A 13,143-nucleotide genomic window follows, 5' to 3' on the forward strand; every position below is an offset into this window, starting at 1 on the left:
ATTCAAGTTATGAAAATGTATTGTTTACCCCTTGATATTCAAAAGAGAAGGTGGGTTGTGGCTTCACGTTTTCTTAATCTCAAACAAACTTTATCGTTATGCGTACAGTTACAAAATGGTTATGTGCAGCCACATTGAGTGCTGCCGTTGTAGGATGCCAAGTTGAGCTTGCTCCTACCGAACAACCTTCATCAACACCTTCACACAACGCTGCACGAGTTGGCCTCGACTATGTTGCCAACGAAATGCTCGTGAAATTTAAGGCAGGTACTACTTCCAGTAAAAAAGCGGAGGTTTTAGCGCGTCTTGGTGGAAAAGTCAAAGAAGAAATCTACACCAAAATGATGGAAAAATTTGGTGACGGACAAGAAGTATTACTTGTTGAGCTTCCATTACCTGCCCTTGAAGCTATTGCTCAAGCCAAAGGCTTGGGTGAAATTGAGTATGCCGAACCGAACTACATTTACACAACTGATGCTACCTCTAACGACACCTATTTTACCAATGGGTCGCTTTGGGGAATGTACGGTGCTGCCACAACACCCGCCAATCAGTACGGTAGTCATGCAGCGGTTGCTTGGGCAAACAACCACACAGGGTCGAATACGGTTTATATTGGAATCATTGACGAAGGGTATATGTACACCCACGAAGACCTTGCGGCAAATGCAGGCGTGAATCCAGGGGAAATTGCAGGTAATGGCGTTGATGACGACGGAAACGGACTCAAGGATGATGTCTATGGCTGGGACTTTGCAGGTAATGATAATACCGTTTTCGACGGAGTAAACGACGATCATGGTACTCACGTAGCAGGAACCATCGGCGGGGTCGGAGGAAATGGCAAAGGGGTAGCAGGCGTATGCTGGAACGTAAAACTACTCAATGCTAAGTTTCTAGGTTCTACGGGCGGAACAACCGCCAATGCAATCAAAGCGGTAGATTATTTCACTGATTTGAAAACTAGACATGGTATCAATTTAGTAGCTACTAGCAACTCTTGGGGCGGTGGAGGTTTTTCACAAGCCTTGAATGACGCCATTGTTCGGGCTAACAATGCGGGAATTTTGTTTATTGCGGCGGCTGGCAACAACAGTAGTAACAACGATGCAACGGCCAACTACCCTTCTAACTATAACGTGGCCAATGTCATTGCAGTAGCGTCAATCACTAATACAGGGGCATTGTCAAGTTTCTCTAATTATGGCGCCACTCAAGTGGACTTAGGGGCTCCTGGTTCTGGAATTTGGTCAACTGTACCGAAAAAATCAGGAAATAAAGTGCTATCTGCTTATGCCAGCTACAACGGTACTTCTATGGCTACACCGCACGTATCAGGGGCAGCCGCTTTGTACGCAGCATCTAATCCTGGAGCTAGTGCTGCCACTATCAAAAACGCACTCTTATCAACTGTAACTCCAACGGCGTCACTCAGTGGCAAAACTGTAACGGGCGGACGCCTCAATGTGAGTACGTTCTAATCGCTATTTTAGGAATAACAACAAAAAAGGGTTCTCAAAAGAGGACCCTTTTTTGTTGTCTAAAACCCGCCCTGATCGTAGAACGAACGGCGGCGTGAAAGTTTCAAATCTCGCAAAAGGGCGGATTTGGCGCGGATTTCAAAGTTGTAGTTGTTGACACGGAAGCCTGATCCCGCAAAAGGCGTCCAGTTGAACGACATTTCCCAGCAGTGCAAGTCGCGAATGATACCGATATTGGTAATAGAAGGTGCTTTGGCTACGACGTCAACGCCCGTCGAATACGTAAATTTCCACTTAGGAGTCAAGCTAAAGTCACCCTGCATGGTCAGGGCCTGAATGGTCGTTGCTTTGGCCAAGCCTTGTTTGGTGTATCCGAAGTTGTAACTAAAATTAACCGTCCAGGGAATGTTAAAATCGACATAGGCCGCAGGATTGGCATTAATCATCCGTTGTTGTTCTTCGGTATTAGGGGTATTGGCTTTTTTAGGCTTATCGGCACCTTTGGGGGCAAACCGCGTCGAAAAGGCGATGTTTATATTTGACAATTTTGCCAACCCTTGGTTTGCCATCACCGAATACTTATTGATTTTACGTCCAACCGTACCGTAGGCCGCGTCTTGCACGTAGGCATAGGGGTCAAAACTAGCCGAGAAGTTGAAGTTTAAGTTTTTAAACAGCTGGGCATTGGCCGCCATGCTGATGTCGGACATATTGAGCGAGTCGGCCATGAGGTTATACGAACCGTTCAAACTCAAGTTGTCCAAAATAGATTTTTTCTCAAACTGCTTGCCCGTAGAATCGGATTTAGGGCGGAGTTTGGCCTCAAATAAGTTGTTCAAACTCCACGAAATTGCGGCGGCGGAGGTACCAGAGGTCGTTAAGTTTCCACCTACGGTACGATAACGGTTCAAGTAACGCACTTCGCCGCGCTCATTCACCACCGTTTTTTCGTATAAATTCGACTGGTCGGGCACATAACTAATACTCGCCGAAGGAATCACGGTATGACGAATGGCCTCCAAGCGTTTGCCTTTGATAAAAAATGTTCCGTAGAGGCGGGTGTTGACGCTGGCGCTGAACGAAACGTTGTTGGCAAAATAGAACCCTTTGAGGGTATCCACTTGTACTTTGTTTCCGCTGATGTATTTGTATTGAAACTTTTGTGTAAAGGCATCGCCCGACATCGAAATCCCTGGTGTGATGTTGATGTAGCGGAATAATTTAATGTTTGGCAAAGAAATCGGGATTGAAAAACGCCCCGTAAACTGTGAGTTTTTGATAAACTGGCTGAATGTTTCGGCGTTCAACGCATACGTAGTGATGGGACTTGTGCTACTTCCGACCACGTTAGAGGGAGGATTCGCCCATACAAATCCCAAGCGTGCACTCGACGTATCGGCGTACACAATGTTGTTGTTGGCCGTCAGCCCTCCGCTGAAATCCATCCCCAAACGGAAACTTTCATACCACGCACCTGTTCCACCTTTGAGGGCAAAAGGAGCAATTTGGTTGATACCGAAGTTAAAATCAATGCCTGCGTCAATCGCCCCAGGGTCAATTTGTTTGCCTTCGGCATCTACTTTAGAGCGGTCGGGGAAACGCTGGTTGACGCGCACGCTAGTTCCCATTCGCGCAAATTGCCCAAACTGTTTGTTGTATTGTACCGACGACCCCGCCACGTTCTGGATGTAGCGTTGGGTGCTAAATTCGTTGAATTGGTTAAAACTATTGCTACCGATGTTGACCGAAGCGCCAAAACTCGACGTCCCGCGTGTCACGGGCGTGTGCGTCCAGTTGAGACTAAAGTCATTACGTGGTTTGTTCAACACCTTGATTTCGTTTCCTTGCACGTTGCGGTTGAAGCGCAGGTTAAAGTTTCCGTTGAAACGGTATTTGACCGCATACGGCATCGCTAGTCCTATTCCCCAGCTTCCTCGGGAGTAAATCTGCCCCGTAATGCTCATGTTGATTTTATCACTAATCGCCCAGTAGTAGCCCCCGTCGCGGAGGTAGTAACCACGTCCATTGGGTTCTTCGCCGTAGGTAGGCATGATGAGTCCCGACGTACCGATTTCTTTTTTCTTAGGAATGGGGAAAAAACCAAAAGGTAAACCAAGGGGCAAAGGCACATCGGCAATTACTAAATTGAACGGCCCCGAAATGACCTGTTTTTCGGGAATGACTTTGATTTTCTTGGCCGCGATGTGGAAGTGCGGATGAGTCAGGTTACAGGTTGTATAAATCGACCCACGAATGTACATATTGTCCTCGGCGTCTTTCTTTACCGTTGTTCCACGGATATTACCATCGCCTTGTTGGGTCACAATACCTTTAATAAATCCTTTTCTTGTCTTGAAATTATACCGCAGTTCTTTAGTGTCATACTTTTCGCCGTTGTCCTCAAAAATAGGTTCTCCAACCCATTTTTTGGAGGTTGTGTCGTAGGTTCCTTTGGCAAAAACCTCGTTGGTCGTCCAGTTTAAGCGAATGTAATCCGCCTGTAGCACAATGGCTCCATAGGTTACTTTGGCTTGCCCATAAAGATGCACTTCTTGGGCGGTTGGATCCATGATGGTCGAATCTTTGGCGCTATAGACCACCGTGCTTTTGAGGTCGCTTTGGGCTTGGAGGGTATCTTTTTTGGTGCTATCGGCATTGGCCATGGTGACTCCAACGCGAGGAAGTGAGGCCGAGCGCTTTTGGAGCGAATCGGGCGCTACAACGGGATTCGTTGGTTTACGAGGAAGTAACCTTTGGGCCATTAACCCAAAGTTGCCCATCAAGATTAGGGCCAAACATAGCAGCCAATGGGCGGCACTTGCGATACTCTTCTGTGTTCGTGGAGACAACTTTACAACTACTTTATTTGCAAAAGTACGGCATTCCGCGTTTTGAAGGGACGAAAGTTTGTTAAAAGTTATTAAAGCCCTTTTTTACCTCCCCTCAATTTGCTTCTCTCATCAGTAAAATCAGACGAGCCAAGTCTTAAAACGTCAGACTGTTAAACTTCGTATTTTTTATGAAACACGTCTTTGCTGGGGTGCTAGTCATCGCCTTTCTACTGTCAAGTTTCAAGCAAGCGAATTTCGATGCTCCGCCGCCAAAACATCCTAATATTCTGTGGATTACGTGCGAAGACATGAGTTATCAGTTGGGTAGTTTTGGTAATAAAATCGTCAAAACGCCCCAGCTTGATCAACTTGCCGCCGAGGGTACGCGCTATACCAACGCGTTTGCTACTGCGGGTGTGTGCGCTCCTAGCCGTTCCGCGATTATTACGGGTATGTATCAACAATCCATCGGTACCCAACACATGCGTACCTTGGCCGCTTCAGCGGTGGCTTCCGACGCCTATCCGCCTGGTTTTAAGGGTTATTCGGCGGTTATTCCTGAGTATGTCAAATGTTTTCCTGAATACTTACGAGCGGTGGGTTATTATTGTACCAACAATTCCAAAGAAGATTATCAGTTTGAAGCTCCTCCGACCGCTTGGGATGAGAGTAGCACGCGGGCACATTGGCGCAACCGCCCCGATAAAAATCAACCATTTTTTGCCGTTTTTAATTTCACTGTCACGCACGAATCGCAGGTATGGGCGCGGTCGAAAGAGCCTTTGCTCGTCAAACCCGAAGAAGTCACCGTACCTCCTTACTATCCCGATACCCCAGAAGTTCGCCTTGATATTGCGCGACATTTGTCGAACGCCATGGTGATGGACCAACAAGCAGGAAAAATTTTGGAACAACTTCGGGAAGATGGTCTTGCCGACAATACCATCGTATTTTTCTTTTCCGACCACGGCGACGGCCTTCCCTACGTCAAGCGCGAAGTGACGCAGCGCGGTTTGCGGGTTCCTTTTATTATTAAAAATCCGTTTGTTCCCCAAAACCAACGAGGAAAAGTAGATAACCAACTGATTAGCTTCGTTGATTTGGCACCGACGCTGCTGTCGTTGGCGCACATTCCTATTCCCAAACATTTGCAAGGGCAGGCATTTTTGGGAGAACAAAAAGCCAAAAGCTCGCGGAAGTTTGTGTTTGCCGCCCGCGACCGCATGGACTCGGAATACGACCGCGTACGAAGTGTACACGATGGGCGTTATCAGTACCTCCGCAACTACATGCCCGAAAAACCGTACTACCAGAATATTCGCTACCGATTGCAACAACCGTCGATGCAATCCATTTTAAAACTCAAAGAAGCAGGTCAGCTCAATGCTACGCAGCTACGGTGGTTTAGTTCCAGCAAGCCTACCGAAGAATTGTACGATTGCCAAAGCGACCCCCACCAATTTGTCAACCTTGCCGATGTGGCTCAGTATCAGCAAAAATTAAAAGAAATGCGGGGCATCTATGACCGTTGGATTCAGCAAGTAGGCGATAAAGCCGCCGAACCCGAAATGGAAATGGTCGGTGGATGGTGGGGTGGGAGCGACAGCCCTCCGCAAACGCAAATCCCGATTATCTCCGTCAATTCTTCTAAAATTGCATTAACTTGCGCCACCAAAGGAGCCTCAATTGGGTACAAAAAACACTGGAAAGATGCCAGTTGGCAGGTTTATAGCCACCCTTTAGAGCTATCCCAAGGCGATTCGCTGTACGTGATTGCACAGCGGATTGGTTATCGACGTAGTGGAATTGTCATTTATCCTCAATTATAAACCCACGTTTAAACCCAAATCACTATTACTATGTCAAAAACTCAAGTAGCCGTAGTAGGTCTTGGCTTTATCGGGCCAGCCCACATCGAAGCTCTACGGCGTTTGCCCGACGTTGAAGTAGCAGGTATCGCCGATTTCTCGGCCGAAATCGCCCAAGCCCGTGCCCAATCGCTCGGCACAGCCGCTTACGATTCGTTTGACGACCTTCTTCGCGACGATTCTATTGAGTGCGTTCACATTTGTACGCCAAACTTTCTTCACTATGAGCAAGCCAAAAAAGCGTTGTTGGCGGGTAAAAATGTGGTTTGCGAAAAACCACTTGCCACCACCACTGCTCAAGCAGAAGAATTGGTAGAGTTGGCCGATAAATTGGGCTTGGTTAATGCCGTTCACTTCAACCTTCGCTATTACCCGTTGATTCGTCAGATGAAAACGATGCGTGAAAAAGGCGAACTCGGCGATATTTATTCGGTACAAGGTAGCTATTTGCAAGACTGGCTTTTCTTACCAACCGACTACAACTGGCGTTTGGAACCTTCGCAATCGGGTGACTCACGTGCCGTTGCCGACATCGGTTCGCACTTATTCGACCTGATTGAATACATCACGGGGCTTCACATCACCGAAGTAATGGCAGATTTCAATACGGTTCACAAAACGCGTATGAAACCCAAGAAGGCTATCGCAACCTACTCAGGCAAATTGCTTCAGGCTTCTGATTACGAAGAAGTACCTATTACTACGGAAGATTTCGCCTCGATTTTGTACCGTTTCGACAACGGCAACACGGGCGTAGCTACCGTAAGTCAGGTATCGGCAGGGCGTAAAAACCGCTGTACGCTCGAAATCAGCGGTGCAAACCAAACTTTCAATTGGTGCTCAGAAACTCCTAACGAAGTATGGATGGGGCGTCGTGAAGTAGCCAACCAAGTATTGTTGCGCGACCCTGCCCTTGCCCACGAAGAAGCACGTGCTTTGATGACGTTCCCAGGTGGCCACAACGAAGGCTTCCCTGATACGTCGAAGCAGTTGTTCAAAGAAGTATATGCGGCAATTCGCAACGGAAAACCAGCCAATCCAACGTATCCAACGTTTGCAGACGGCTTGCGTGAGCTTCGCCTTTGCGACAAAATCGTAGAAAGTAGCCGCGAGCGCCGCTGGGTAACTGTGTAGCCGCTGATTAATTTGAAAATTAGCTAATTCGACAAAATTCTCATTTTCAAATTACCACATTTTCAAACTGTTGAATTAATATTTCCGTAACTTTGCGGAGAAAATAGTATTTTTACATCGTACCGCCACTGACCTTTATTCCTCTCTTTCAGGAGTTTGAAGCCAGCGGCAGTACGATTTTTTTGTTAAGTAAATAGAGAGAGACATCACAATGGAGCCACTAAAGATTGCCATTTTGGACATGTACGATGGGTATGCCAACGAAGGAATGCGTTGTATCAAAGCCATCACGGAGCGTTTTGTAAATCAAGAAGGAATGGAGGCAACCTATGAGGTATTTGATGTGCGCCAAAAATGTGAAGTGCCTGATTTGAGTTTCGATATTTTTATTTCTTCGGGAGGGCCAGGCAATCCTCAACCAGTGGGCGAACCGTGGGAAAAACCTTTCTTTTTGCTCCTTGACCAGATTTGGCAATACAACCGCCAACCGCACCATCCCCGCAAAAAACACCTTTTTTTGATTTGTCACTCCTTTCAAATGGCGTGTTTGCACTGGGGCGTTGGATTGGTTTGTAAGCGCGGCTCGACCTCTTTTGGGATATTTCCGATGACCAAAACACACTTCGGCCAGAAAGAACCGTTTTTCAAAAACTTGCCTGATCCATTTTATGCCGTTGACTCGCGCGACTTTCAAGTAATTGAGCCTAATCATCATCATTTAGAACGGATTGGGGCAAAAATTTTGGGGATTGAAAAAGAACGTCCGCACGTGGCGCATTTGGAAAGAGCAGTGATGGCGGTACGCTTTTCTCGTGAAGTATTTGGGACGCAATTCCACCCCGAAGCCGACGCCGAAGGGATGCTTCGTCACTTCCAAAAAGACGAAAAACGCGAAGGAATCATCAAAAACCACGGGGAAGAAAAATACAACGACATGGTAACTCACCTCCAAGACCCCGACAAAATCATGCTTACCGAAGCATCTATCATTCCTACTTTTCTCCAAAAAGCCGCCGAACAACTCAGTGCGAATGTCGTAGTTAGCATGCAAAGTGAGATGAATGTCGAGGTTAGAATGTAGCGTGTCGAATGAAGTTTTATTTGGAGAAATTGATTTGTTGATTACTTTTGGTTGATTATCGAATCATACTTGGTAAACCTTTTAGTTCCTATGATTACACAACTTCGACAAACGTACAACGCAGCTTTCAGCGAGGAAAAATACAACGAATTTGTTGCGGGTATTCACACCGATTGGCCCAATCAACTCGAATTTAGGGTAGCAGAAACGCCCGTTTTTGTGCCAAAATCCTTAAAAAATAAGCTCATTGAAGCCTGTGAATCGTTTGTGGATGTGATTGTGGGAAGCGAGTTTAAAAACCAAACCCAACCCGCCATTCCTGCTGACCAAAACGTACCAAACGAAAATAATCATAGCTCATTTTTGGCCATTGATTTTGCCATTTGTAAAGACGCACAAGGTGAGCTTGTGCCTCAACTAATAGAGTTACAGGGCTTTCCGTCGGTTTTTGGGTTTCAAAGCTACGTCACCGAGAAGTTTCGCAATTATTTCCCGATTCCTGCCGACTTTAGCAATTATTTCAGCGGGGTGCGTACGCAAGCGGAGTACATTGCCAAGCTGAAAGAAGTAATTGTGGGCAACGAAAACCCCGAAAATGTCATTTTGCTGGAAATTTATCCAGAACAACAAAAAACCCGCATCGACTTTGCCGTAACGGACGCATTTTTGGGGGTAAAAGCAGTTTGTTACACAAAAATCAAAAAGCGTGGACGGGAATTGTTCTACGAAAAAGACGGCCGCGAAATCCAAGTCAAACGTATATATAACCGCTTGATTTTTGATGACTTGGGTAATTTCCCTGACCTTCAAACGGAATTTAACCTTACGGATGATGTGGACGTGACTTGGGTAGGGCATCCCAACTGGTTTTTTCGCATCAGTAAATACACCCTTCCATTCCTCAAATCTCCCTACGTACCCGATACCCGCTTCTTGAGCGAATACGGTGGGCAATTTCCTGCCGATTTAGAAAATTATGTCCTCAAACCTCTGTTCTCATTTGCAGGAAGCGGCGTAAAAATCCACGTTTCTCTCGAAGACTTATCATCGGTTGCTGACCCTGAAAATTGGATTTTACAGCGAAAGGTGGCTTACGAGCCGATCATTCAAGCCTTGGATGGGCTGGTGAAATGTGAGATTCGTATGCTTTATGTATGGGAAGACAATGCCCCACGCCCGCAGTTGCTCACAAGCTTGAGTCGCTTGAGTCGCGGCGAAATGATTGGCGTTCGCTTCAACAAAGACTTTACGTGGGTAGGAGGAAGCACTTGTTTTTACGAGCCTGACTAAGTATATCTCCTAAGTATAACCAACTTTTGATACGGTAAAGCTTTGACTTTTCGGTAATTGTGCGTTATGTTTGTGTTACCAAATAGTCGTTTTCCACACAAAAGAGTATTGTATGCCAAAACTGGCCAAGAAAACTAAGCAGGGTCTTCACCTGCCAATAGATGATTTGTTAAGTATAAACTTCTCAGACAATCTCATCGTACTTTCGTGTCGTTTTTTTAGTCCATTTTGGTCTAACAACACCTCCTTTGTGTAATTTTTATCGTATCCAAAGTATTGCTTAAAGAATTCGATTGGAACAAGGTTCTAATTTGGTACTTTTTTTATTTATTAACTCTAACAAACTAAACTGTATGAGACACATTTTACGTGTAAGCCTATTAGTGGCTACGTGCTTGTCGGTTCTTCTGGCAAGAGCGCAAGACAAGATGGTGACAGGGAAAGTCACCTCGGCAGAAGATGGGGTAGGAATGCCTGGTGTCGCTGTGGCCGTTAAAGGCACAACCAAAGGGACTAACTCTGACGCTGAAGGAAACTATCGGTTGGCTGTTCCTGACAATGCAACGTTGGTTTTTAGTTTTGTGGGCTTTACGATTTCTGAGGAAAAAGTAAACGGCCGCTCAGCAATCAACATTCAGCTAAAACCTGAAACAAGAAGTTTGAGCGAAGTCGTTGTAACGGGATACGGCTCACAAATCAAGCGTGAGTTGACAGGGAACATCGCCAAAATTCGCCCTGCTGACATCCAAGACATGCCTGTGAATACCTTCGACCAAGCCATCCAAGGCAAGGCCGCTGGGGTACAAGTAACGGCAGGTTCGTCGAAGCTAGGGCAGGCGATTCAGGTACGGGTACGTGGTAACTCGTCGGTATCAGCTTCTAACCAGCCTTTGTACGTTTTGGATGGAATTCCAGTAACGACCCAAAACTTGAGTAACAACGGTGGGGCTACCAATCCATTGGCGGATATTAACCCGCAAGACATTGAGTCGATTGAGGTATTGAAAGATGCTTCTGCGGCAGCCATTTATGGTTCGCGCGCGGCCAATGGTGTTGTGCTTATCACTACCAAACGTGGTAAATCGGGACGGACAAACATCAACTTCGGGTATCAATTTGGTTCAAGCAAACCGACCAAGCAAGTGAAGTTTTTGAATACGGAACAGTATTTGAAACTATACCGCCAAGCGGCTGCTAACTCAGATCGTATCGACGGTATTGACCCTAAAGACCCAGATTCTTACACGGCTTACATGGAAGATTTCTTCCAAACCCAAAGCTTAGGAACATTTGGTACTGCCAACCAAGCAAGTACTGACTGGGGTGGATTGGCGTACCAAAAAGCACCAATGAGCCAGTATGACTTAAATATCAGCGGAGGAAATGACAAAACTTCGTTCTTTGTGTCGGGACAATTGCTTGACCAAAAAGGGATTTTGATTGGCAACGCCCTCAACCGTATGTCGGGTCGTGTTAACCTCGACCAAAAAGTATCTGATCGTTTCCGCATGGGAATCAACATGAGCATGGCCCGTACGTTGAACAATCGTTTGTCGGGCGACCGCCAATTTGACAACCCGATTCAGATGGTGGCTTTGCCTCCAATGACGCCACAAAACGACCCAGAAACGGGTCTTCCAGTAGGAACGCCTCCAGGTGATATTTCGATTCCTGTGTATTATAACCCCCTTATCAACATTGGCAATGCCTACTACAATACAACGGTTAGCCGCAGTATTAGCAGCATATATGGCCAGTTGATGATTGTAAAAGGATTGAATTTCCGTTCTGAACTAGGGGTGGACGTACTGAACCAACAAGAAGAGTCGTACTACAACAGTAAAACACAACGTAATTTCGGTGCACCAAACGGTTTGGGCGAAAATGCCTTTACGCGGGTTGAAAACTACAACACCAACAACTACTTTACGTACAATAACAGTTTCGGAAAACATACCATCGACGGTACATTGGGGATGTCGTATCAGCAATCACAAGAGAAATTTGCCCTTACCCAAGGCCAAGATTTCCCTTCGGATGCGTATCGTATGATTGCGAGTGCGGCTCGTAAAACAGCGGGTACTTCTACTGAAACCAATTTCCGTTTCTTGTCGTATTTTGCCCGTGCCAACTACAAATTCAACGACCGTTACCTCTTAGGATTGAGCGCACGTATCGACGGTTCGTCACGTTTCGGACGCGACAGCCGCTATGGTTTCTTCCCTGCGGTTTCGGCAGGTTGGGTACTTTCGGAAGAAAGCTTCTTGCAAAACAATCCTGTTATCAGTTTCTTGAAACTTCGGGCAAGTTACGGACGGACAGGTAACGCCGAAATCGGAAACTTCCCACAACTTGGACTATACACGGGAGATGCTGCTTACGCAGGTTTGCCAGGTCAACGCCCTTCGCAGTTGGCTAACCCCGATTTGAAATGGGAAACGTCAGACCAAGTTGACATTGGTATCGACTTTGGTATCCTCAATAACCGCATCAGTGGGGAAATTGACTACTACAACAAACAAACTTCAGGACTTTTGTTGAACGTAAACGTGCCAGGTACGACTGGTTTTACGACCCAAGTGAAAAACGTAGGCCGCTTGGAAAACAAAGGAGTAGAGTTTGTCTTAAATACTGATAACCTAGTAGGGGCATTCAAGTGGAAAACAAGCATCAACTTGGCCGCTAACCGCAACAAAATCACCGATTTGCAAGGGCAAATTATCGAAGCGGGTCTTAACAACATGAGCCGTGCCGTAGAAGGACAACCACTCGGAACGTTTTTCACCGCCGAATACGCGGGTGTAGATCCTGCCAACGGAGATGCCCTTTGGTATAAAAATGTGAAGAATGCCGATGGTACAATCGACCGTAGTACGACCAACAGCTATAACCAAGCACAACGCGTCGTAGTTGGCAATCCGCAGCCCAGACTCCTTGGTGGTTTGACAAACACGTTTAGCTACAAAGGATTTGACTTGAGTATCTTCTTCAATGGCGTGTTTGGAAACAAACTCAATTTCTACGGCGTAGGACGTTTCTCTTCAGCCAATGCTCGTTTTGAAGATAACCAAACGGCAGACCAGCTGGATTCTTGGACAAAAGAAAATCCAAACGCAAAATTCCCAGAAGCACGTTTGTTCTTCAACAACGGTGCGCAACCTTCAAGCCGTTTTATCCAAGATGGTTCGTTTGTTCGTTTGCGTAACGTGACACTTTCATACAGTTTGCCAAAATCATTGTTGAACAAAGCAAAAATCAACAGTGTGCGTTTGTTCTTGACGGGTCAGAACTTGTTGACCTTCACGAAATACACAGGTTGGGATCCAGAAGTAAATGCCGACGACATCGTAACCAACATTGCGCAAGGCTATGACTTCTATACGGCACCTCAAGCGAAAACCATCACGGGGGGTATCAACATTGGTTTCTAATTTTTCAACACTTTGATTTTTCACACA

At 46.2% G+C, this 13,143-nt stretch carries 7 protein-coding genes; 6 read left to right on the forward strand and 1 reads right to left on the reverse strand.

What is annotated here, in order from left to right; translation table 11 throughout:
* Positions 1-98: 98 nt before the first annotated feature.
* A complete protein-coding gene (locus FHS57_RS00515; RefSeq protein ID WP_183970914.1) occupies positions 99-1,481 on the forward strand; it encodes a S8 family peptidase in 1,383 nt (460 codons plus the stop codon).
* 59 nt (positions 1,482-1,540) lie between these two features.
* On the opposite strand, the gene FHS57_RS00520 is transcribed toward FHS57_RS00515, so the two are convergent.
* Complete coding sequence (locus FHS57_RS00520; protein WP_183970915.1) at positions 1,541-4,243, reverse strand: putative LPS assembly protein LptD; 2,703 nt, start codon at positions 4,241-4,243, stop codon at positions 1,541-1,543.
* Positions 4,244-4,500: 257 nt separating this feature from the next.
* Between FHS57_RS00520 and FHS57_RS00525 the strand changes: the two genes are divergently transcribed.
* The 5 genes from FHS57_RS00525 (at position 4,501) to FHS57_RS00545 (ending at position 13,116) form a co-directional block, all read left to right on the forward strand.
* Positions 4,501-6,141 carry a sulfatase family protein gene (locus FHS57_RS00525; RefSeq protein ID WP_183970916.1) on the forward strand — a complete coding sequence of 547 codons (1,641 nt, stop codon included), beginning with the start codon at positions 4,501-4,503 and terminating at the stop codon, positions 6,139-6,141.
* Between the two features lie 30 nt (positions 6,142-6,171).
* Positions 6,172-7,314 carry a Gfo/Idh/MocA family protein gene (locus FHS57_RS00530; RefSeq protein WP_122934076.1) on the forward strand — a complete coding sequence of 381 codons (1,143 nt, stop codon included), beginning with the start codon at positions 6,172-6,174 and terminating at the stop codon, positions 7,312-7,314.
* 211 nt (positions 7,315-7,525) lie between these two features.
* Positions 7,526-8,395: a type 1 glutamine amidotransferase gene (locus tag FHS57_RS00535; RefSeq protein WP_183970917.1), complete on the forward strand. Its 870-nt coding sequence runs from the start codon at positions 7,526-7,528 to the stop codon at positions 8,393-8,395.
* 90 nt (positions 8,396-8,485) lie between these two features.
* Entirely contained in the window at positions 8,486-9,685 is a 1,200-nt protein-coding gene (locus FHS57_RS00540; RefSeq protein ID WP_183970918.1) for a hypothetical protein, read from the forward strand.
* A 353-nt stretch (positions 9,686-10,038) separates the two neighbouring features.
* Positions 10,039-13,116, forward strand: coding sequence for a SusC/RagA family TonB-linked outer membrane protein (locus FHS57_RS00545; protein WP_183970919.1), 3,078 nt, complete (start codon positions 10,039-10,041; stop codon positions 13,114-13,116).
* Positions 13,117-13,143: the final 27 nt, after the last annotated feature.

The sequence above is a fragment of the Runella defluvii genome (assembly GCF_014195535.1).
GTDB lineage: Bacteria > Bacteroidota > Bacteroidia > Cytophagales > Spirosomataceae > Runella > Runella defluvii.